The sequence below is a fragment of the Pseudomonas brenneri genome (genome assembly GCF_007858285.1).
In the GTDB taxonomy this organism is placed as follows: Bacteria; Pseudomonadota; Gammaproteobacteria; order Pseudomonadales; family Pseudomonadaceae; genus Aquipseudomonas; species Aquipseudomonas brenneri.
Window position 1 is genome coordinate 1 of sequence record NZ_VFIL01000011.1, and the last position, 21,979, is coordinate 21,979.

Genomic DNA, 21,979 nt, shown 5'->3' on the forward strand with positions numbered 1-21,979 from the left:
AACCACTTGCGCTTTCGATCTCTCGTCAGCGGGAGGCGAATTCTACAGCGTTACACGCTGCTGTCAACACCTCTTTTTCAACTTCCTTTTGGCTTCGATGAACTGAAGCAACCTGCTGCCGAAAACTTCGTAACTCATTGTTTACCAAGGAGTTTTCCGTTTCGACTGCGCCGGAAGTGGGGCGAATTATAGACAGATATAAATCGCCGTCAACCGTTAATTCCAGGTTTATTCGGATTTAAGCGTAATACGCGCAAATGCCTTCTTGCCGGCCTGGCAAACGTGGGTAGCACCCAGTTCGTATATAAAGGTGCGATCGACAACCTCACCATCTATACGCACACCGCCAGACCCCAGAAGGTCGCGCGCCACTGCCGAATTCTTCACCAGGCCCGCCTTATTAAGGACAGCAGCAATCGGCATCGCCTCGGCAGCAGTCAATTCAATCTCCGGCAGATCATCCGGCAACTCGCCATCCTTCATGCGATTGCCCGCAGCACGGTGAGCGCTGGCCGCAGCCTCTTCACCATGGAAGCGCGCAACAATCTCTTCCGCCAGCTTGATCTTGACGTCCCGCGGATTCGCACCCGCCTCTACGTCAGCACGCAATGCGTTGATCTCATCCATCGAGCGGAAACTCAACAGCTCGAAGTAACGCCACATCAACGCATCAGGAATAGAAACCAGCTTGCCGTACATCACACCCGGCGCCTCCTGGATACCGACATAGTTACCCAAGGATTTGGACATTTTCTTGATGCCGTCCAACCCCTCCAGCAAAGGCATGGTCAGAATGCACTGGGCCTCTTGCCCATACGCACGCTGCAACTCACGCCCCATCAACAGGTTGAACTTCTGGTCGGTACCGCCCAACTCGACATCGGCACGCAACGCCACCGAGTCATACCCTTGAACCAGCGGGTACAGGAACTCATGAATGGCGATAGGCTGATTGGTGGAGTAGCGCTTATCGAAGTCATCGCGCTCAAGCATGCGCGCAACGGTGTACTGGGACGTCAGGCGAATGAAGTCCGCCGGCCCCATCTGATCCATCCACGTGGAGTTGAATGCCACTTCAGTCTTGGCCGGATCGAGAATCTTGAAGACCTGGGTCTTGTAGGTTTCGGCGTTTTCGAGAACCTGCTCACGAGTCAGCGGTGGGCGCGTAGCGCTCTTGCCGCTCGGATCGCCGATCATCCCGGTGAAGTCACCTATAAGGAAGATCACCTGATGCCCCAGCTCCTGGAACTGGCGCAGCTTATTAATAAGCACCGTGTGACCCAGATGCAGATCCGGCGCCGTCGGATCAAAGCCAGCCTTAATACGCAGGGGTTGGCCACGCTTGAGCTTTTCGATCAGCTCGGCCTCGACCAACAGTTCTTCCGCACCACGTTTGATCAGCGCTAGCTGCTCTTCAACCGACTTCATAACAGACCCGCAAGGCTCAGATTCAAAGGGAACCAACCATACAAGATCAGGGACTAATTACAAGTTTTGCCCTGCAAACGGACACCATTCGGCGAGCCCGGCATTCGCAAGCTTGCGCCACAGATGATTTGGTTATATTTTATACAGTTATTTCATCTTCATCATGTCATTCATCTTTTCCATTTCATCTTTTCAAAGTCAAATTACCTATGACCACTGAACCGTCTAAAGCGCCGCCGCTTTACCCGAAGACCCACCTGCTCGCCGCAAGTGGTATCGCCGCCCTTCTCAGCCTGGCACTCCTGGTATTCCCTTCCAGTGACGTAGAAGCCAAACGAACGACTCTGAGTCTTGACTTGGAGAGCCCGATTGAACAACTGACACAAGATCAAGACGCTTCTGACGCGCAGCAAGCCACAACCGCAAGCGTCGAGTCTCCCTTTGCACAGATTGAAGACAGTGCGGACGAGACCAAGGAGACCGCCCAGGCAGCACCTGCACCCCAGGTAGCGAAAGGCCCGGAGCACCGCGAAGTGATCGTGGCCAAAGGTGACACGCTGTCGACGCTGTTCGAGAAGGTCGGCCTTCCCGCCACGACCGTTAGCGACGTACTGGCCAGCGACAAGCAAGCCAAGCAATTCACCCAGCTCAAGCGTGGCCAGAAGCTTGAGTTCGAGCTGAACCCGGAAGGTCAACTGACCACCCTGCACACTAAACTCAACGACCTCGAAAGCATCACCCTGACCAAAGGCGCCAAAGGCTTTGCCTTCAATCGTGTGACCACCAAGCCGGTGATGCGCTCTGCCTATATTCATGGCGTGATCAACAGCTCGCTGTCCCAGTCGGCGGCACGCGCAGGCCTGTCCCATAGCATGACCATGGACATGGCCAGCGTATTTGGCTACGACATCGACTTCGCTCAGGATATTCGCCAGGGTGACGAATTCGACGTGATCTACGAGCAAAAGGTGGCCAACGGCAAGGTCGTCGGCACCGGCAATATCCTGTCGGCGCGCTTTACCAACCGCGGCAAGACCTACACCGCCGTGCGCTACACCAACAAACAAGGCAACAGCAGCTACTACACCGCCGATGGCAATAGCATGCGCAAGGCCTTCATTCGTACTCCTGTTGACTTCGCCCGTATTAGCTCGCGTTTCTCCATGGGCCGCAAGCATCCAATTCTGAACAAAATCCGCGCGCACAAAGGCGTGGACTATGCCGCACCGCGCGGCACGCCGATCAAGGCTGCCGGCGATGGCAAGGTACTGCTGGCCGGGCGCCGCGGCGGTTACGGCAATACTGTGATCATCCAGCACGGCAACAGCTACCGGACGCTTTACGGCCACATGCAAGGCTTTGCCAAAGGCGTGAAAACCGGTGGCAACGTCAAGCAAGGCCAGGTGATTGGCTATATCGGCACCACCGGCCTGTCTACCGGCCCGCACCTGCACTATGAGTTCCAGGTCAACGGCGTGCACGTCGACCCGCTGGGTCAGAAGCTGCCAATGGCCGACCCGATCGCCAAGGCCGAGCGCGCGCGCTTCCTTCAGCAAAGCCAACCGCTGATGGCACGCATGGACCAGGAACGCGCCACCATGCTGGCTTCGGCGAAGCGTTAAGCGATGGCGCTCTATATAGGTGTGATGTCCGGGACCAGCCTTGATGGCCTGGACATTGCGCTGATCGAGCAGGACACCGCGGTCAAACTGATCGCCACGCATTACATTCCCATGCCTGAAACTCTGCGTGCGGAGCTGCTGGACCTTTGCGCCAGCGGCCCGGACGAGATTGCCCGCTCGGCGATTGCCCAGCAAAACTGGGTAACACTCGCCGCCCATGGCATTCATGCCTTGCTGAAGCAACAGCAGCTCACTCACCACGACATCCGCGCGATTGGCAGCCATGGGCAAACCATTCGCCATGAACCTGCCCGTGGTTTTACCGTGCAGATTGGCAACCCCGCACTACTGACCGAACTGACCGGGATAACCGTCGTCAGTGACTTTCGAAGCCGCGATGTGGCTGCCGGTGGCCAGGGCGCGCCACTGGTGCCAGCCTTTCACGAAGCACTGTTCGGCGAGGCTCGCGGCAACCGGGCAGTACTGAATGTCGGCGGCTTCAGCAACTTGAGCCTGATCGAGACCGGCAAACCGGTAGCGGGTTTTGACTGCGGTCCGGGCAATGTCCTGCTGGATGCCTGGATTCATCAGCAACAGGGCGTAACTTTTGACCGCGACGGCCAATGGGCAGCTGCAGGCAAGGTCGAGCCACTGCTGCTCAACGCCCTGCTCAGCGACCCTTTCTTCCTGACCCAAGGCCCGAAAAGCACTGGGCGCGAAGTGTTCAACCTGCCCTGGCTGCAACAGCATCTCGGCCAACTGCCAACCTTCAAGGCGCAAGATATCCAGGCCACGTTGCTGGAGCTGACAGCGCAGACCATCGTCGAATCGCTGAAAACCGCACAGCCGCAAACCGAAACCCTGCTGGTGTGCGGCGGCGGCGCTCATAACACGACACTGATGAACCGCCTCGCAGCCATGCTACCCGCCACCCACGTCAGCAGCACCGCCACCCATGGCGTAGACCCCGACTGGGTTGAGGCCATGGCCTTCGCCTGGCTGGCGCATTGCTGCCTCGAAGGCATCGCCGCCAACCGCCCAAGCGTGACAGGTGCCCGCGGCCTTCGCGTACTTGGCGCGATCTACCCCGCCTGAAACGCAGATAGCAAAACGCCGCTTGACCCCATAAGAGTCAAGCGGCGTTTTGCCTAGACGCTATCGATCAGATCGAGAACGACGAACCGCAACCACAGGTCGTGGTGGCATTCGGGTTCTTGATCACAAAGCGCGAGCCTTCCAAACCTTCCTGGTAATCCACCTCGGCACCTGCCAAGTACTGGAAGCTCATCGGATCCACGACCAGGCTTACGCCCTCGCGCTCGACAATGGTGTCGTCATCGGCCACATCTTCATCGAAGGTAAAGCCGTACTGAAACCCTGAACAACCGCCGCCCGTAACGAATACGCGCAGCTTCAAGCGATCATTACCCTCTTCATCGACCAGGCTCTTCACCTTGTGCGCAGCACCGTGGGTGAATTGCAAAGCCGTGGGGGTGAAGGATTCAACGCTCATGCTGATAATCTCCCGGCGTAGCGCCGCCATATGCGTGATGGCGGCCATTATCCGCTTCTCCTAGAAAAGCGGTCAACTATTGTTACGGTATATCAATCTGCGCAGCCGCCCTTAAAAACACAAAAGGCCCGATCAACGGGCCTTTTGCACAGCAGCCAACGTCTTAAGGCAGCATGCCGGCATGGGACAAGCCGAGCTTCTCATCGAGGCCGAACAAGATGTTCAAGTTCTGTACCGCCTGGCCTGACGCGCCCTTGACCAGGTTATCAATGACCGACAACACCACCACCAGGTCGCCATCCTGCGGACGATGCACGGCAATCCGGCACACGTTGGCGCCGCGAACACTGCGGGTTTCCGGATGACTACCAGCCGGCATCACATCGACGAACGGCTCATTGGCGTAACGTTTTTCAAACAATGCCTGCAAATCCACCGAGCGGTCCGTGACGGTTGCATAGAGTGTCGAGTGAATCCCACGGATCATCGGGGTCAGGTGCGGCACGAACGTCAGGCCGACGTCACTGCCGGCAGCCCGACGCAGGCCCTGGCGAATTTCCGGCAGGTGGCGATGCCCCTTAACGGCATACGCCTTCATGCTTTCCGAGGTCTCGGAGTACAAGGAACCTACGGCCGCACCACGACCAGCGCCGCTGACGCCCGATTTGCAGTCGGCAATCAGGCGCGAGGCATCTGCCAGGCCGGCTTCGAGCAGCGGCAGGAAGCCCAACTGGGTAGCCGTCGGATAGCAACCTGGCACGGCAATCAGGCGCGCCTGTCTGATCTGCTCGCGATTGACCTCAGGCAAACCGTAAACTGCCTCTTCAAGCAGCTCTGGAGCGCCATGGGGCTGGCCATACCACTTGGCCCACTCATCGGCATCCTGCAGGCGGAAGTCCGCCGAGAGATCAATGACCTTGGTCCCGGCGGCCAACAACTCGCCCGCCAACGCATGGGCAACGCCGTGGGGAGTGGCGAAGAACACCACATCGCAGGCGCCCAGGGTCTTGATGTCTGGCACGCTGAATGCCAGGCCATCGTAATGACCGCGCAGGTTGGGGTACATATCGGCAACGGCCAGGCCGGCCTCGGATCGGGAGGTGATGACCACCACCTCTGCCTGCGGATGCTGAGCCAACAGACGCAGCAATTCGACACCGGTGTAACCCGTGCCGCCGACGATACCGACCTTGACCATAAACCTGCCCTCAACGAACCCACTGGAAAGCCGTCGATAATAGGGGCCGTATCGTTCTGCGACAACCGTCAAGGTGACGCTTGGGCGCTCTAACCTCTACTATCTCCAGTTACCGTGAACCTGGGAATAACTAAAAATGCTTTATCTATGGCTCAAAGCTTTTCATATCGTCAGCATTGTCTGCTGGTTTGCCGGGCTTTTTTACCTGCCGCGCCTGTTCGTCTACCACGCACAAAGCCAGGATGCTGTCAGCCAGGAACGCTTCAGTATCATGGAGCGCAAGCTGTACAAGGGCATCATGCTGCCGGCGATGATCGCTACGCTGGTATTCGGCATCTGGCTGATCAGCCTTAACCCGAGCGTTTTCAGCCAGGGTGGCTGGATGCACGCCAAGCTGACCCTGGTGGTGATCCTGATCGGCTACCACCATATGTGCGGCGCCCAGGTAAAACGTTTTGCCCGTGGCGAAAACACCCGCAGCCATGTCTTTTATCGCTGGTTCAATGAAGTGCCAGTTCTGATATTGCTGGCTATTGTAATTTTGGTCGTCGTAAAGCCGTTCTAACTCTAATCAGCCGCACTTAATCCGGGGTACTTCCAATGTCGCTGCCCGCTCTGCTTGAACAACGCCTGCGCCTGCCTGTAGTGGCTGCGCCGATGTTCCTGATTTCCAACCCGCAACTGGTCCTGGCGTGCTGCCGCAATGGCGTGGTCGGGAGCTTCCCGGCACTCAACCAACGCGAAAGCAGCGGTTTCAAGGCCTGGCTGGAAGAAATCGAAGCGGGCCTGGCGCTGCTGGACAACCCCGCGCCCTACGCGGTCAACCTCATTGTGCACAACAGCAACCCGCGCCTTGAGGCTGACCTGGCGATCTGCGTCGAGCACAAGGTGCCGATCGTCATCACCAGCCTGGGGGCGGTCAAGGAGCTGGTAGACGCGGTACACAGTTACGGCGGCCTGGTGTTCCACGACGTCACCACCCGACGCCATGCCGAAAAAGCCGCCGAGGCCGGGGTCGACGGGCTGATCGCCGTAGCCGCAGGGGCTGGTGGCCACGCGGGCACCTGGAGTCCATTCTCACTGATCGCGGAAATTCGCCAGTTCTTCGACAAGACCCTGCTGCTGGCCGGCTGCCTGAACCATGGGCACGAGATCCTCGCCGCGCAATTGCTCGGTGCCGATCTGGCCTATTTCGGCACGCGGTTTATCGGCACCACTGAAAGCCACGCCCCCGATGCCTACAAAGAGATGCTGCTCACATCCCGCGCAGCCGATATCGTGCACACTCCGGCGGTGTCCGGCGTACCCGCGAGCTTTATGCGCCAGAGCCTGGAAAACGCCGGTTTCGACCTCGCCGCCCTGCAAGGCAAAGGTGAAGTCAACTTCGGCTCCAAGCTCAAACCTCTGAGCGACGAGGCAAAGGCCTGGAAGACGGTATGGTCCGCCGGCCAGGGCGTCGGTGAAATTGACGACTTACCCAGCGTCGATGAACTGGTTGCCCGCCTCGATGCCGAATACCGCAAGGCGCGTGAGCAAGCGGTACAATTGCGCTGGCCACGCTGACCCACCCGCCAGGCCTGCCGATTGAAGCTGGCCTGCATTACTCCCCTGAAAAGTGACAAGGATGCCCGCATGAGCGACAACCGTTTCAAGATTGTGTTTGATGGAGCCCTGCTCCCGGGTGTCGAAAGCACCACTGCCAAGCTGAACCTGGCCGACTTGTTCAAAAGCGAAGTCGAGGCAATCGAAAAGCTCTTCACCGGACGCCCGGTCGCCCTGAAGCGCGACCTGTCTCGCCCCGATGCCGAAACCTACCTGGCCGCGCTGAAAAACGCCGGGGTTGATGCACGTATCGAAGCCGAACAGCCCGTGGCCTTCAACCTGGCTGAAACCCACGAGACCGATTCCGGCGCCTCTGACTTTTCGCGCCCGGCCGCGTCGCCGTATGCACCGCCGCGCGCAGCCGTGGGGGATAACCTTCCTGAGTTTTCCACCCTCAAGGTCTTCACCATCAACGGGCGGATAGGTCGCCTGCGCTTCCTCGCCTGGACGCTGGTATTGAGCATGGTCTTGTCGGCCATCGTTGGCGCCCTGTTCACGGTCGGCCTGGGTGTTGCGGCCGTCTCCCCCACTACGGCAATCATCATTGGCTCACTGCTCGGTATCGCCCTGTTCGTGGCCTCTGTGTGGATCAGTGTCCAGATCACCGTGCAACGCCTGCATGACCTGGGCTGGTCCGGGTGGCTATGGTTCCTGAACCTGGTGCCAATCGTAGGCAGCATTTTCCCGATCCTGCTGATCGTGCTGCCAGGCAATGCGGGCGCCAACCAATATGGTGCGCCACCGCCACGCAACTCCACCGCAGTGAAAGTCCTGGCCACTCTGTGGCTGGCAGTCATCCCGCTGATATTCGCCGCCGCAGTGATGCTGGGCATGAGTGGCTATCTGGACCAACTGGAAAGCAGCGTGGACAGCGGCTACGAAAGCAGCACCATGACCACCGACGAAGAGGCTGACCAGAGCGTCATCGCCGGTGAAGAAGACGTGCAAAGTGCTGACGATGCGGCCGAACCTGTAGACTCTCCAGAAGAATGAAGAAACGCCCCACGCCTGTGACGCATCTGTCGCAGGCTAGGTGGCGTTGCGATGGAGAAACGCATGACCCGTTACGCTCTGATCACCGGTGCCTCCAGCGGCATCGGCCTGGCCTTGGCCGAAGCACTGGCCCGTCGCGGCCGCAGCTTGATTCTGGTGGCCCGCCAGCGTGATCAGTTGGAAAGCATTGCCATTGAACTGACCCAACGCTTTGGCGTCGAGGTGCTGTTCCGTGCCTGCGACCTGGGCGAGCCACTACGGCTTTCCGGGTTCCTGCTGGAACTGGAAGAGGGTGAGCGACAGATCGACTTGCTGGTCAACTGCGCCGGCATGGGCACCAGCGGCCCGTTTCTCGCCCAGGACTGGATGACCGAGCAGGACCTGATCGAAGTCAACATCCTGGCCCTCACTCGCCTGTGCCATGCACTGGGTAATTCCATGGCCCTGCAGGGTGGCGGGCAGATTCTCAACGTCGCGTCAGTCGCAGCCTTCCAGCCGGGACCATGGATGAGTACTTATTACGCCAGCAAGGCCTATGTACTGCACTTCTCCGAAGGCCTGCGCGAAGAGCTGAAGAGCTGCGGCATCAAGGTTTCAGTGCTTTGCCCAGGCCCGACACGCACCGCGTTCTTCGGTACTGCACAAATGGACACCGTCAAGCTGGAGCGCCAGCAACTGATGAGCCCGGAAGAAGTGGCGCTGCACACCGTGCGTGCCCTGGCAAAGAACAAAGCGATCATTATTCCCGGTCGCCGTAACCGCTGGCTGGCGTTCAGCCCGCGCTTGAGCCCGCGCTGGTTGACCCGCAAGATTGCCGGCGCCATCAACAAGGCCTATTGCCCGCGCTGACCGGCTGAGTACACTCACCCTGCACTTTCATAATGGAGAAACAGCTGTGGATACTCTGTTCACCAAGATCATCAACAGAGAAATACCCGCGAGGATTATCTACGAAGATGACCAGGTCCTGGCCTTCCACGATATTGCGCCAATGGCCCCCGTGCATTTCCTGGTGATTCCGAAAAAACCGATCCGCACCCTCAACGACCTCACGGAAGAAGACAAGGGCCTGGCCGGACATATCCTGTTCACTGCCCAGCGCCTGGCGGTGGAACAAGGCTGTGAAAAAGGTTTTCGCGTGGTGATGAACTGCAATGAGGATGGCGGCCAGACCGTCTATCACATTCATATGCATGTACTGGGTCAGCGCCAGATGAACTGGCCCCCGGGCTGAAACCCTATTGTAGGTGCCGGCTTGCCGGCCCCTACAAGAAGCATGACCCAGCGCAAACGCACGCCCCTCTCTTGCGGTAAACTGGCCGCCGAGATTTTTTCCGGAGGTCAGCATGACTACCCAACGTCACTACTCGCCGATTGACCGACTGTTGCTGCAAGCCGACACCGCCATGCGCACACTGCTGCCGTTCAGCGGCCAACCGTATCGCCCGTCACCTGCCATCGTGCAACCCGAAGCACAAATGAGCGAGACGGATACCCGTCATGTCGCCGGCCTGATGCGTATCAACCATACCGGCGAAGTCTGTGCCCAGGCGCTGTACCAAGGCCAGGCCCTGACCGCCAAGCTGCCGCAGGTACGCGCAGCCATGGAGCATGCGGCCGAAGAAGAAATCGACCACCTGGCCTGGTGTGAACAGCGCATCCGTCAGTTGGGCAGCCACCCCAGTGTGCTGAACCCGCTGTTTTATGGTTTGTCGTTTGGTATCGGCGCGGCGGCTGGCTTGATCAGCGACAAGGTCAGCCTGGGTTTTGTCGCGGCGACCGAACACCAGGTGTGCAAGCACCTGGATGAGCACCTGGAACAACTGCCGGCCGAGGACGAAAAATCCCGGGCGATTCTTGAGCAGATGCGTATCGATGAAGAGCACCACGCAGAAAGCGCGCTGGATGCTGGCGGTTTCCGCTTCCCGGCGCCGGTAAGGTTTGGCATGAGCCTGATGGCCAAGGTCATGACCAAAAGCACTTACCGCATTTAAACCTCACACGAACATTGTAGGAGCGAGCTTGCTCGCGAAAAACTCAAGGACACTGCGGGTAGCCTGACTAAACCCGTTATCGTTGGAGTTCTTCGCGAGCAAGCTCGCTCCTACAGAAGGTCAACCCAACTCAATGATCTCGTAATCATGAGTAATGGCCACACCGGCCGCGCCAAGCATGATCGAGGCCGAGCAGTACTTCTCCGCCGACAGTTCGATGGCCCGCTTGACCTGCGCTTCCTTCAGCGCACGCCCCTTGACCACAAAATGCATATGGATCTTGGTAAACACCTTTGGATCTTCAGTGGCGCGTTCGGCCTCCAGAAAGGCTTCGCAGCTTTCCACCGCCTGGCGCGACTTCTTCAGGATGCTGACCACATCGAAGTTGCTGCAACCACCCACGCCGAGCAGGAGCATTTCCATAGGCCGTACACCCAGATTGCGGCCACCGGCTTCCGGCGGGCCATCCATGACCACCACATGGCCACTACCCGATTCACCGAGGAACATGGCTTCGCCCGCCCATTGGATGCGTGCCTTCATCGCCCAGACTCCACTGCTAAAAAAGGGGCGCCAGCTTATCACAGCCCCCCGCAAGCGCAGTGTTCTGCCGGAATACGATCAACAGCAGGCCCTGATAGATAAATTCCCTGATCGAGTCAGAATGTGTCTGTTAAGCTGGCGCCAAATCAATGGCGCATTGCCATCCACTGGATGGACCTCGCTCGATAAAAAAACAAGTCCAACCACACCGTGCAGTCTTTTCGGGATACAACCATGGTTGCTATTACCCCCCTCACACCCAAGATCAAGAACCTCGACAAGTTGCTGACTCATTGTCAGCGGCGTCGCTATCCGGCGAAACAGAACATCATCTGCGCCGGGGAACGCTCGGAAACCCTGTTCTTCATTATCAAAGGCTCGGTCACGATCCTGATCGAGGATGAAGATGGCCGCGAAATGATCATCGCCTACCTCAATACCGGTGACTTTTTCGGAGAGCTGGGGCTGTTTGAGCAGGCCGGGAAAGAACAAGAACGCAGCGCTTGGGTGAGAGCCAAGATAGAGTGTGAGGTCGCGGAAATCAGCTACGCAAAATTTCGCGAACTGGCCCAACAAGATCCAGACATCCTCTATGCCCTGAGCGGTCAGATTGCCCAGCGCTTGCGCAACACCACGCGCAAAGTCGGCGACCTGGCGTTCTTCGACGTCACCGGGCGCGTCGCCCGCTGCCTACTGGAACTGTGCAAGCAACCGGATGCCATGACCCATCCTGACGGCATGCAGATCAAGGTTACGCGCCAGGAAATCGGGCGCATCGTCGGTTGCTCGCGGGAGATGGTCGGTCGAGTGCTCAAGGATCTGGAAGAGCGCAACCTGGTTCACGTCAAAGGCAAGACGATGGTGGTGTTCGGCACTCGCTAAGGCGCAAAGACCTGCGCCAGCATCTGCCGGTATAAACCGTCGAGGCGGCTGATCGCATCTGGCGCAGCAAAGGCTTCATGCAGGGCGATATGACTGTCGGCCCGAACCCGTTGCTCCAGGCCGCACGCCTGGTTAAAGCGATTGACCGCAGCAATCAGCTCCTCGCGATGGTTATCCAGCAACAGTGCGCCATGCACCAGGCCCACCGGGCGCCCACCACTCTGGCGCCAGCGCTGGGCGGTGCCGACCATCTTGCGTCCGTCGAGGTTGACGTTATAGCGGCCATCGCAAAAGGCGCCGTCGATTTCACCCACAGAGGCATCGCCCCCCAACTCGGTCAGCAAATCGCAGATGGGCTGACACAGACGCAAGTATCCGGTTTCAATCCGACCCTGGTCGCTCTCACTGCGCGGCGGGGCGTAGACCAGAGCGATATTGACCGTGGCGCTCGATTGCGGCACCGGTTCACCACCGGTTTCCCGTAGCAACACCGGCCAACCGTGGTCTGCCGACACTTGGCTCGCCGCTTCAAACGCGGGCAAGCGGCTCAGGCGGCGAGGCATCACCAATGCCTGGTCGCTGGGCTGCCAGAACAGCAGGCCGAAGGATTGCTCACCCGCACAGACGGCAGCCAGTAAGTCCTGCTCGGCGGCAAGGCCTGCTTCAACGGTCATCGCTACGGGCTGGATCATCGGGCATCTACCTCTCTGAATAAACACAAAAGCAAATGTGGGAGCTGGCTTGCCTGCGATAGCGGACTTTCAGTCAACACATTGGCGACTGATACATCGCTATCGCAGGCAAGCCAGCTCCCACACAAGCCAGCTCCCACAGTGACCGCGTTTCAAATCAATCCAGCGTCGAACCGCTGACCGGCAGGCCACGCTCCGGGAAAAACAGGCGCTGCAACTCAGCGCCTGGATTCTCCGCACGCATGAAGGTCTCGCCGACCAGGAACGAGTAGACGTCGCTGATTTCCATCAACTCCACATCCGCACGATTGACGATCCCGCTCTCGGTAATCACCAGTCGGTCGCGGGGAATGCGCGGCAGCAAGTCCAAGGTGGTTTCCAGGTTGACTTCAAAGGTGTGCAGATTGCGGTTGTTGACCCCAACCAGCCGTGTATCGAGGGTTTTCAGCGCTCGCTCCAGCTCGTCACCGTCGTGGACTTCGACCAGCACATCCAGGCCCACCCCTTTGGCAACTGCCGCCAGCTCGGCCATCTGTACGTCGTCCAGCGCCGAAACGATCAGCAGCACACAATCCGCGCCCAATGCCCGGGCTTCGACGATCTGGTACGGATCGATCATGAAGTCCTTGCGGATCACCGGCAACTTGCACGCAGCGCGGGCTTGTTGCAGGTAAGCGTCGGAGCCCTGGAAATAGTCGATGTCAGTCAGCACCGAAAGACAGGTCGCGCCGCCCTTCTCGTAACTGGCAGCAATCTCTGCCGGTACGAAGTGCTCGCGGATCACACCTTTGCTCGGCGAGGCCTTTTTGATCTCTGCGATCACCGCTGGCTGCTTGAGCTTGGCCTGGGTAATCAGCGCATTGGCAAAGCCACGCGGCGCATCGGCGCTTTTAGCCAGGCCTTCCAGCTCGGCCTGGCTCACACGGGCGCGGCGCTCGGCCACCTCCTCAACTTTGCGCGCGAGGATGTTTTCCAGGACTGTTGGCACGCTCATCCTTCATTCTCCATCTTGAATACGGCCGTGAATGCTCCCAGCTCTTCGAGTTTTTCGCGAGCCAGACCCGTATGCAGCGCATCGTGGGCCAAAGCGACACCTTCTGTAAGACTATAGGCGTGATCGGCTGCGTAAAGTGCCGCGCCAGCATTCAGAACAATCATCTCAGCCGCTTTCTGACCGTTTTCGGTCTTGCGACGCCCCAAGGCATCGCGAATCAATTCCAGGGAAGCCGCCGGGCTTTCCACCGCCAGGCCATGCAGGCTCTGGCTCTTCATGCCAAGGTCTTCTGGTTCGACCCAATACTCAGTGACCTCGCCGTTCTTCAGCTCCGCCACAAAGGTCGGGGCCGCCAGGCTGAATTCGTCCAGGCCATCCTTGGAATGCACCACCAGCACATGCTTGCTGCCCAGGCGTTGCAGGACTTCGGCCAATGGCCGGCACAGCGCCTGGCTGAACACGCCCACTACCTGATGTTTCACACCGGCCGGATTCGTAAGCGGGCCAAGCATGTTGAACAGGGTACGCAGGCCCAGGTCCTTGCGCGGACCAGCGGCGTGCTTCATCGCCCCATGGTGGGACTGGGCAAACATAAAGCCGATGCCGACGTTATCAATGCAGCGCGCCACCTGGACCGGGGTCAGGTTCAGGTAGATCCCAGCCGCTTCCAGCAGGTCGGCACTGCCGCTCTTGCCCGACACGGCGCGGTTGCCGTGCTTGGCTACGGTACAACCGGCCGCCGCCACTACAAAGGAAGACGCCGTCGACACGTTGAAGATGTTCGCACCATCGCCACCGGTGCCAACCACATCGACTACGCCATCGAGGGTCTTGAGTTCGACCTTGTCCGCCAACTCGCGCATCACCGAGACGGCGCCGACGATTTCGTCGATGCTCTCGCTTTTCATGCGCATGGCCATCATAAAGGCGCCAATCTGCGCATCGGTGCATTGACCGGTCATGATTTCGCGCATGACATCGCTCATTTCAGCGGTGCTCAGGTCCAGATGGCCGACGATACGGCTCAGGGCAGTCTTGATATCCATGGAAAGTCCTTAGCGCGTGCCGCCGCTCTGCTTGAGAAAGTTGGCGAACAGCTCGTAGCCCTGCTCGGTCAGAATCGATTCAGGGTGAAATTGCACCCCTTCGACATTCAGTGTCTTGTGCCGCAGGCCCATGATCTCATCGACCGAGCCATCTTCCAGTTGGGTCCAGGCCGTCAGTTCCAGGCACTCGGGCAAGGTTTCGCGCTTGACCACCAGCGAGTGGTAGCGGGTCACCGTCACCGGCAGGTTCAGGCCCTGGAACACACCCTGGTCATGATGGAACACCGGGCTGGTCTTGCCGTGCATCACCTGGCGGGCACGCACTACATCGCCACCAAACGCCTGGCCGATCGACTGGTGTCCCAGGCAAACCCCGAGAATCGGCAGCTTGCCGGCGAAATACTTGATCGCTTCAAGGGAAATACCCGCTTCGGTCGGCGTGCACGGCCCGGGCGAAACGACGATGCGCTCCGGGTTCAAGGCAGCGATCTGTGCCACGGTCATTTCATCGTTGCGCACCACCTTGACCTCGGCACCCAGCTCGCCCAGGTATTGCACAACGTTGTAGGTAAAGGAGTCGTAGTTATCAATCATCAGCAACATGTGGGTTCAAACCTCTTGAATTCACTGATTTCGAGTGACCGCCTTCCAAGAGAGTGACCCGCTGCCAGACGCACGTTCCGGTTGCCAGGGTCAGCCGGCAAGGGGCGTCAAACAAAGGGTGAAGAAGGCAAATCGGTACAGGTCCGGCCGGGCCGGCAGAGAAAATTCAGGCGCGCCAACGCCAACGGGCGTGTGCCTTGACTACGTGCATCAAGAGTTTGCTGATGATCAACACGGGGAGGGTCTCATTCATACGTTCAAACACAGTAACGTAGCCTCGCCAGCGGTGCAATATGGAGTAGCAAATACGGGGGCCATGACAAAGGGTTTGTAAGAAAATAACGATTTTCCTTACAGAGAACTCCCACTACATTGCTAGTGTTTCACTTCCGATACAAAAATAATCACATGGAATTTCGTATGCTCAGACCCTCTTTTGTCGCGCCCCTTGCCGGCTGCCTCTTGGCACTGGCCTGCACGCAAGCGTTTGCAGCACCTTCACCGTATTCAACCATGGTCGTTTTTGGCGATAGCCTGGCGGACGCAGGCCAGTTTCCCGATGGGTTGTCCGGCGCCACCCTGCGTTTTACCAACCGTACCGGCCCTACATTCCAGGGCGACTATGGCCAGGTTTCATCGACCCTATTGGGCTCGAAACTGGGCGTCGCGGCAAACGACCTGAATGCCTCCACCTCACCGGTTCGCGCGGCGCAAGGCTTGCCTGACGGCAACAACTGGGCGGTCGGCGGCTACCGTACCGACAACATCCTGGACTCCATCACCTCGGTATCCAACACGGCGATCCCACCTGGCAATGCGGGTGCTGGCACTGTTTTGCGCAGTCGCCAGGGCTATCTGCCGGCTAACGGCGGGCGCGCCGACCCCAACGCCCTGTATTTTCTGTCCGGTGGCGGCAATGACTTCCTGCAACAGCGCATCGGTAGCCCGGGCGACGCCGTTGCTGCCGGCGGGCGCCTGGCCGACAGTGCCCAGGCCCTGCAACAAGCGGGCGCACGCTACATCATGGTGTGGATGCTGCCTGACCTGGGCCTGACACCCGCCATCAACGGCACACCGCAGCAGGCAGCGACGTCCGCCCTGAGTAATATTTTCAACCAGGCATTGGTACAACGCCTGTCGCAGATCGATGCGCAGATAATCCCGTTGAATATCCCACTGCTGTTGCAGGAATCCTTCGCCGACCCGGGCCGATTTGGCCTGGCGACCGGGCAGAACCTTACCGGCACCTGCTTCAGTGGCAACAGTTGCACCGCCAACCCGGTCTACGGCATCGGCGGCACCAACCCGGATCCGACCAAGCTGATCTACAACGACTCGGTCCACCCCACCGTCGCAGGGCAACGCTTGATCGCCGACTACGCCTATTCGCTGCTCGCCGCCCCCTGGGAGCTGACCTTGCTGCCGGAGATGGCCCAAGGCACGCTGCGTGCCCATCAGGATGAACTGCGCAACCAATGGCAGGCTGACAACGGCAACTGGCAGGCTGTCGGACAGTGGCGGGCGATTGTCGCCGGCGGTGGCCAGCGTCTGGACTTTGATGGTCAAGACAGCTCGGTCAGTGGTGACGGTAGCGGCTACAACCTGAATGTCGGCACCAGCTATCGACTCGACGAGAGTTGGCGCGTAGGCGTTGCGGCGGGGTTGTATCGCCAGACCCTAGAAGCCGGCGCCAGCGACTCAGACTACAAGCTCAACAGCTACATGGGCAGCGCATTCGCGCAGTATCAGAACAATCACTGGTGGGCCGATGCCACATTGACCGGCGGCCGGCTGGACTTCGACAGCCTCAAGCGCAAGTTCGCCCTGGGCGTCAGCGAAGGCTCCGAAAAAGGCGACACCGATGGCTGGCTCTGGGCCTTGAGCGGCCGCGTGGGCTATGACATTGCCGGGGTCGGCAGCGATTGGCACCTGTCCCCGTTCATCAGCGCCGACTATGCGCGGGTCGAAGTTGATGGCTACTCGGAAAAAGGCAGCCGCTCCACCGCGCTGACGTTTGATGACCAGCAACGCGACTCCAGGCGCCTGGGTGTTGGCCTGCAAGGCAGCTACCGGATCACCCCGCAAACCCAGGTGTTTGGCGAAGTGGCTCACGAGCATGAGTTTGAAAATGACACCCAGAAGGTCAACATTTCGCTCAACAGCGTGCAGGGGATCGACTTCAAGCTGGACGGCTACACCCCTCGCAGCAACTCGGAGCGCTTGAGCCTCGGGGTCAGCCACAAGTTGACCCAGGATCTGGCGTTGCGGGCCGGCTATAACGTGAGGAAGGATGACAGCCTGACCCAGCAAGGGGTCAGTGTCGGGGTGAGCCTGGATTTCTAATGCAGTCGTAAGCCCAACAAAAAACCAATGTGGGAGCGCGGTGGATCAGTCAATACATGTACCGACTGATCCACCGCATTCGCGAGCAAGCCCGCTCCCACATAAGCTCGCTCCACAGTTGGATCTGGATCGGCCGTTAGTCCTGCGGGGTTTGCTCGGCCAACGCCACCGCACGGAACATCGCCCGGCGCTTGTTCAGGGTTTCTTCCCACTCAAGGGCCGGAACCGAGTCGGCAACAATCCCGCCGCCCGCCTGCACATGCAGTTCGCCGTCCTTGATCACCGCCGTGCGGATCGCAATCGCGGTATCCATGTTGCCGTTCCAGGCAAAGTAGCCCACGGCGCCGCCGTAGACACCACGCTTGACCGGCTCCAGTTCGTCGATGATTTCCATCGCGCGGATCTTCGGTGCGCCAGACAAGGTGCCCGCCGGCAGAATCGCGCGCAACGCATCCATCGCCGTCAGGCCGGCCTTTAGCTCGCCGGTGACGTTGGAGACGATATGCATCACATTGGAATAACGCTCGATCACCATTTTCTCGGTGAGCTTCACCGAGCCGATCTCTGAAACGCGCCCGGTGTCGTTACGCCCCAGGTCGATCAGCATCAGGTGCTCGGCAATTTCCTTGTCGTCGGACAGCAGGTCCTGTTCCAGGGCCAGGTCCGCCTCTTCGGTCGCGCCGCGAGGACGAGTCCCGGCAATAGGGCGTACGGTGATCAGGTTGTCTTCAACACGCACCAGCACTTCCGGCGAGCTGCCGACCACGTGGAAATCGCCAAAGTTGAAGAAGTACATGTACGGCGTCGGGTTGAAGCAGCGCAGTGCCCGATACAGATCAATCGGCGCGGCCTTGAAGTCGATGGACATACGCTGCGACGGCACCACTTGCATGCAATCACCGGCGAGGATGTATTCCTTGATGGTATCGACCGCGCGCTCGTAGTCATCCTGGGTAAAGCTTGAACGAAAGATCGGATCGGCCGCCGGCGGACGACTGAGGTCCAGGCCACGACGCGGGGTGATCGGCTGGCGCAGTTTTTCCAGCAGGGCTTCGAGGCTGGCCTGGCCTTGTTCGAACGCATCGGCCTGGGCCGGGTCGGCCAGGACAATCGCGTGCATCTTGCCGGCCAGGTTGTCGAATACCACCACCGCGTCGGAAACCATCAGCAGGATGTCCGGCACGCCCAACGGATCGGGGTTCGGGCATTTGCCCAGGCGCTGTTCCACATAGCGTACGCAGTCGTAGCCAAAATAACCGACAAGGCCGCCGTTGAAACGCGGCAAGCCGGGAATGGTCGGCACGTTGTAGCGCGCCTTGAAGGCTTCGACAAAGGCCAGCGGGTCTTCGACATCGTGGCTTTCGATCTCGACGCCATCACACGTGATGCTGACGTGATGGTCATGCACCCGCAGCACGGTGCGGCACGGCAGGCCGATGATCGAATAACGGCCCCACTTCTCGCCGCCCTGCACCGACTCCAGCAGGTAGGAGTTGGGCTCATCGGCCAGTTTCAGGTAGATCGACAGCGGCGTATCGAAGTCGGCCAGGGTTTCCCGGGCCATGGGGATGCGGTTGTAGCCGGCAGCGGCCAAACGCAGGAATTCTTCGCGGATCATGAGGTGCCTCGTGGCGTGAGGGTCTAACAGTCAGGTATGCAAACGTGCCGCAGCGCGGCCAGGATCAGTCAGGCGCGCCAACGCCAGCGGGCCAGGGCCTTGATGACTTTCATCCAGAGTTTGCGAGTGACCACCACGATGGGATTTCCAGAAGGGGATGGGACAGCGTCGGGCAACGTTATCTCAGCGCCCGCTCCCAAGCAACCGGGGATTAGCAGTCGCAGGTCATCAATGACCAGCGCCGGCGATTCCTCGGCGATCGGCCGGCCATGGTTGTAGCCGTAGCTCAAGGCCACGCACTGCACGCCCGCCGCTTTCGCCGCCAGCACATCACTGCGCGAATCGCCGACAAACAACGACTGGGACGCCGGGATGTTGGCCATTTTCATCACGAAGAACAGCGCCGCCGGATCAGGCTTTTTCTGCGGCAAGGTATCGCCACCGATGATCCAGCGGAAATACCGGCCGATCTTCATCTGGTCCAGCAGCGGCGCAACGAAGCGTTCCGGCTTGTTGGTGATCAGGGCCATTTCCACGCCCTGCTTATGCAACCACTTGAGGGTGTCGCGCACGCCGGGGTAAACCACAGTCAGTTCGTGGCCGTCTTCATAGGCGGCATTGAACAGCTCCAGCGCGTGCTCGGCCTCGACTTCATCGACACCTTCAGCCTCAATGTGATTGGCCAGGGCCCGGCGCACCAGCATCTGTGCACCGTTGCCGACCCAGTCACGCACCGACTCGATACCCACGGGCTTGCGCCCCAGTTTGAGCAGCATCTGGTCCACCGCAACGGCGAGGTCCGGCACCGAGTCGACCAGGGTGCCGTCCAGATCGAACATCACCAGCCGTGGCAATTTGCCGGGGAACAGCTGCTCAAAACCACTCATGGACGTGCCAGCGCCAGTTCTGCACGCATTTTGGCGATCACCGCCTGATAGTCAGGGGTGTTGAAGATTGCCGAACCGGCGACGAAAGTGTCGGCGCCCGCCGCCGCGATCTCACGTATGTTGTTGACGTTGACCCCACCGTCGATCTCCAGGCGGATATCGCGGCCAGAAGCATCGATCAGCGCCCGGGCTTCACGCAGTTTGTCGAGGGTGCCGGGGATGAATTTCTGCCCGCCGAAGCCTGGGTTGACGCTCATCAGCAGGACCATGTCGACCTTGTCCATCACGTACTTGAGCGTGTCCAGCGGGGTCGCCGGGTTGAACACCAGCCCGGCCTTGCAACCGCCTTCGCGGATCAACTGCAGGGAGCGATCGATGTGCAGCGTGGCTTCCGGGTGGAAGGTGATGTAGGTCGCGCCGGCTTCGATGAAGTCACCGATGATGCGATCCACCGGGCTGACCATCAGGTGCACGTCAATCGGTGCGGTCACGCCGTACTTGCGCAGCGCTGCGCAGACCATCGGACCGATGGTCAGGTTCGGCACGTAGTGGTTGTCCATGACATCGAAGTGCACGAAGTCGGCACCGGCGGCCAACACGTTGTCCACTTCCGCGCCTAGGCGGGCGAAGTCGGCGGAGAGGATCGATGGAGCAATAACGAAGGGCTGCATGACGCACCTTTTCTGAGCTAAATCACGATGGCGCGCATTGTATACCTCATGCTTTGCTGCGCGCACCGTGACCTGACTCAATGGCTAGTAGGCAGCGCGGTAGATTTTCTCGATATCCGCCGCGCTGAGCTTGCGCGGGTTGTTGCGCATCAGCCGCTCGATTCCCGCCGCCTCTGCCGCCATGCCCGGGATCGCGTCCTCAGGCACGCCGAAGCTGTGCAGGCCTTGGGGGATTTCCACTGCGGCACATAGCCGCGTCATCGCCTCCACCGCCTGGTCGGCAGCGTCGTTGATACTCAAACCGCTGACATTCACGCCCATGGCCTGGGCAATATCCTGCATGCGCTCGACACAGGCCAGCTTGTTCCAGTGCATGACGTAAGGCAGCAGCAATGCATTGCTCACCCCGTGGGCAATATTGAAGCGCCCGCCCAACGGGTAGGCCAAGGCATGCACCGCGCCCACCCCGGCGTTACCAAACGCCATGCCGGCCATCAGGCTGGCGGTGGCCATATCGTCACGCGCCTGCAGGTTGGCCGGGTTGGCGTAGGCCTTGGGCAGCGCATTGGCGATCAGCTTGATTGCACCGATGGCCAGGGCATCCGTGATCGGCGAGGCGTTCAGGGAAAGATAGGACTCGATGGCATGCACCAGGGCATCCACGCCACTGGCCGCCGTCACACTGCGCGGGCAGGTCAGGGTCATTTGTGGGCTGATCAGCGCGACATCCGGCAGCAGGTAGTCGCTGACGATGCCTTTTTTCAATTGCGCGGCCTTGTCCGACAGAATCGCCACATTGGTCACTTCCGAACCGGTGCCGGCCGTGGTCGGGATGGCAATCAGCGGCGGGCCTTTGCGCGGCACCTGGTCCACACCGAACAGGTCAGCCAGGGCGCCGTGATAACCGGCATAGGCGGCAACGCTCTTGGCAATATCGATGGCACTGCCACCGCCCACGCCGATCAGGCCATCATGCCCACCGTCGCGGTAGACCTGCATACAATCTTCGACGATGGCGATCTCCGGGTCGGGCTGCACGCGGTCGAAAATCTCAAAGGGACGATCACCCAACTGCGCCAACGCCAGTTGTACCGTGCCGGACTTGACCAGCGCGGCATCGGTGACGATCAGCGGGTTATCAACATCCAGCCGGGTCAGCTCAAAGGCCAGTTGCTCGATGGCGCCTGGGCCGGTGAGCAGTTTGTGGGCGATCTTGAATGAGGAAGTACTCATGTGCGCGGCCTCTTATAGGTTGGGGGGCTGGCACAAGAATAGCTGGGGAATATGGGTTGTCTGCCATTCAGCGGCTGAATGGTCAGATGACTCAAGGCGGGCACGTTCAATGTAGGA

At 59.6% G+C, this 21,979-nt stretch carries 22 protein-coding genes; 10 read left to right on the top strand and 12 right to left on the bottom strand.

The genetic code is table 11. The features are described 5' to 3' along the window. Window positions 1-228: 228 nt before the first annotated feature. Window positions 229-1,428, bottom strand: a complete 1,200-nt coding sequence (tyrS, locus tag FJD34_RS22080) for a tyrosine--tRNA ligase (protein ID WP_090292188.1) — start codon at window positions 1,426-1,428, stop codon at window positions 229-231. Window positions 1,429-1,637: 209 nt separating this feature from the next. Here tyrS and FJD34_RS22090 point away from each other — a divergent pair, with 209 nt between their 5' ends. Continuing rightward, window positions 1,638-3,050 carry a peptidoglycan DD-metalloendopeptidase family protein gene (locus FJD34_RS22090; protein ID WP_032858493.1) on the top strand — a complete coding sequence of 471 codons (1,413 nt, stop codon included), beginning with the start codon at window positions 1,638-1,640 and terminating at the stop codon, window positions 3,048-3,050. A 3-nt stretch (window positions 3,051-3,053) separates the two neighbouring features. Beyond that, entirely contained in the window at window positions 3,054-4,145 is a 1,092-nt protein-coding gene (locus tag FJD34_RS22095) for an anhydro-N-acetylmuramic acid kinase (protein ID WP_032858495.1), read from the top strand. A gap of 67 nt (window positions 4,146-4,212) precedes the next feature. Here FJD34_RS22095 and erpA read toward each other — a convergent pair whose 3' ends face one another. Both erpA and argC read right to left on the bottom strand, forming a co-directional pair. After that, window positions 4,213-4,563 carry an iron-sulfur cluster insertion protein ErpA gene (gene erpA / locus FJD34_RS22100; protein ID WP_003176443.1) on the bottom strand — a complete coding sequence of 117 codons (351 nt, stop codon included), beginning with the start codon at window positions 4,561-4,563 and terminating at the stop codon, window positions 4,213-4,215. Between the two features lie 163 nt (window positions 4,564-4,726). Further along, window positions 4,727-5,761 carry an N-acetyl-gamma-glutamyl-phosphate reductase gene (gene argC, locus FJD34_RS22105; RefSeq protein ID WP_032858497.1) on the bottom strand — a complete coding sequence of 345 codons (1,035 nt, stop codon included), beginning with the start codon at window positions 5,759-5,761 and terminating at the stop codon, window positions 4,727-4,729. Window positions 5,762-5,897: 136 nt separating this feature from the next. Here argC and hemJ point away from each other — a divergent pair, with 136 nt between their 5' ends. The 6 genes from hemJ to coq7 all read left to right on the top strand — a co-directional run bounded on the left by hemJ (window position 5,898) and on the right by coq7 (window position 10,350). Then, complete coding sequence (gene hemJ, locus FJD34_RS22110; RefSeq protein ID WP_032858499.1) at window positions 5,898-6,326, top strand: protoporphyrinogen oxidase HemJ; 429 nt, start codon at window positions 5,898-5,900, stop codon at window positions 6,324-6,326. A gap of 35 nt (window positions 6,327-6,361) precedes the next feature. Continuing rightward, window positions 6,362-7,324: an NAD(P)H-dependent flavin oxidoreductase gene (locus tag FJD34_RS22115; protein WP_032858500.1), complete on the top strand. Its 963-nt coding sequence runs from the start codon at window positions 6,362-6,364 to the stop codon at window positions 7,322-7,324. 69 nt (window positions 7,325-7,393) lie between these two features. Further along, entirely contained in the window at window positions 7,394-8,356 is a 963-nt protein-coding gene (locus FJD34_RS22120; RefSeq protein ID WP_090292190.1) for a DUF805 domain-containing protein, read from the top strand. A gap of 63 nt (window positions 8,357-8,419) precedes the next feature. Further along, window positions 8,420-9,205 carry an SDR family NAD(P)-dependent oxidoreductase gene (locus FJD34_RS22125; protein WP_032858504.1) on the top strand — a complete coding sequence of 262 codons (786 nt, stop codon included), beginning with the start codon at window positions 8,420-8,422 and terminating at the stop codon, window positions 9,203-9,205. 46 nt (window positions 9,206-9,251) lie between these two features. Next, complete coding sequence (locus FJD34_RS22130) at window positions 9,252-9,590, top strand: histidine triad nucleotide-binding protein (protein ID WP_032858506.1); 339 nt, start codon at window positions 9,252-9,254, stop codon at window positions 9,588-9,590. Window positions 9,591-9,702: 112 nt separating this feature from the next. Next, entirely contained in the window at window positions 9,703-10,350 is a 648-nt protein-coding gene (gene coq7 / locus FJD34_RS22135; protein WP_029296753.1) for a 2-polyprenyl-3-methyl-6-methoxy-1,4-benzoquinone monooxygenase, read from the top strand. Between the two features lie 120 nt (window positions 10,351-10,470). Here the strand turns inward: coq7 and FJD34_RS22140 are convergent, their stop codons facing one another. Further along, complete coding sequence (locus FJD34_RS22140; protein WP_005792019.1) at window positions 10,471-10,893, bottom strand: OsmC family protein; 423 nt, start codon at window positions 10,891-10,893, stop codon at window positions 10,471-10,473. Between the two features lie 234 nt (window positions 10,894-11,127). Between FJD34_RS22140 and crp the strand changes: the two genes are divergently transcribed. Beyond that, window positions 11,128-11,775: a cAMP-activated global transcriptional regulator CRP gene (crp, locus tag FJD34_RS22145; RefSeq protein WP_032858510.1), complete on the top strand. Its 648-nt coding sequence runs from the start codon at window positions 11,128-11,130 to the stop codon at window positions 11,773-11,775. Here crp and FJD34_RS22150 read toward each other — a convergent pair. The 4 genes from FJD34_RS22150 to FJD34_RS22165 all read right to left on the bottom strand — a co-directional run bounded on the left by FJD34_RS22150 (window position 11,772) and on the right by FJD34_RS22165 (window position 15,110). Then, window positions 11,772-12,467, bottom strand: a complete 696-nt coding sequence (locus FJD34_RS22150) for a lipoate--protein ligase family protein (protein ID WP_032858511.1) — start codon at window positions 12,465-12,467, stop codon at window positions 11,772-11,774. The two genes, crp and FJD34_RS22150, sit on opposite strands and share 4 nt — an antisense overlap. Window positions 12,468-12,624: 157 nt before the next feature. After that, entirely contained in the window at window positions 12,625-13,461 is an 837-nt protein-coding gene (trpC, locus tag FJD34_RS22155; protein ID WP_090292193.1) for an indole-3-glycerol phosphate synthase TrpC, read from the bottom strand. Continuing rightward, window positions 13,458-14,507 carry an anthranilate phosphoribosyltransferase gene (trpD, locus tag FJD34_RS22160; protein ID WP_090292195.1) on the bottom strand — a complete coding sequence of 350 codons (1,050 nt, stop codon included), beginning with the start codon at window positions 14,505-14,507 and terminating at the stop codon, window positions 13,458-13,460. The genes trpC and trpD overlap by 4 nt, the downstream gene beginning before the upstream one ends. Before the next feature lie 9 nt (window positions 14,508-14,516). After that, window positions 14,517-15,110, bottom strand: a complete 594-nt coding sequence (locus tag FJD34_RS22165; RefSeq protein WP_032858516.1) for an aminodeoxychorismate/anthranilate synthase component II — start codon at window positions 15,108-15,110, stop codon at window positions 14,517-14,519. Window positions 15,111-15,530: 420 nt separating this feature from the next. On the opposite strand from FJD34_RS22165, the gene estP reads away from it, so the two are divergent. Beyond that, window positions 15,531-17,453 carry an esterase EstP gene (estP, locus tag FJD34_RS22170; protein ID WP_090292198.1) on the top strand — a complete coding sequence of 641 codons (1,923 nt, stop codon included), beginning with the start codon at window positions 15,531-15,533 and terminating at the stop codon, window positions 17,451-17,453. A 136-nt stretch (window positions 17,454-17,589) separates the two neighbouring features. On the opposite strand, the gene trpE is transcribed toward estP, so the two are convergent. From trpE to FJD34_RS22190, 4 genes are all read right to left on the bottom strand, one after another. Continuing rightward, entirely contained in the window at window positions 17,590-19,071 is a 1,482-nt protein-coding gene (gene trpE / locus FJD34_RS22175) for an anthranilate synthase component I (RefSeq protein ID WP_065942664.1), read from the bottom strand. Between the two features lie 68 nt (window positions 19,072-19,139). After that, a complete protein-coding gene (locus FJD34_RS22180) occupies window positions 19,140-19,958 on the bottom strand; it encodes a phosphoglycolate phosphatase (protein WP_065942665.1) in 819 nt (272 codons plus the stop codon). Next, window positions 19,955-20,629 (bottom strand): ribulose-phosphate 3-epimerase, encoded by a 675-nt coding sequence (rpe, locus tag FJD34_RS22185; protein WP_032858521.1) that lies wholly within the window; start codon window positions 20,627-20,629, stop codon window positions 19,955-19,957. Before rpe ends, FJD34_RS22180 begins: the two co-directional genes overlap by 4 nt. An 84-nt stretch (window positions 20,630-20,713) precedes the next feature. Continuing rightward, on the bottom strand, window positions 20,714-21,862 hold the full coding sequence (locus FJD34_RS22190; RefSeq protein ID WP_065942666.1) for an iron-containing alcohol dehydrogenase: 1,149 nt from the start codon (window positions 21,860-21,862) through the stop codon (window positions 20,714-20,716). Between the last annotated feature and the right edge of the window lie 117 nt (window positions 21,863-21,979).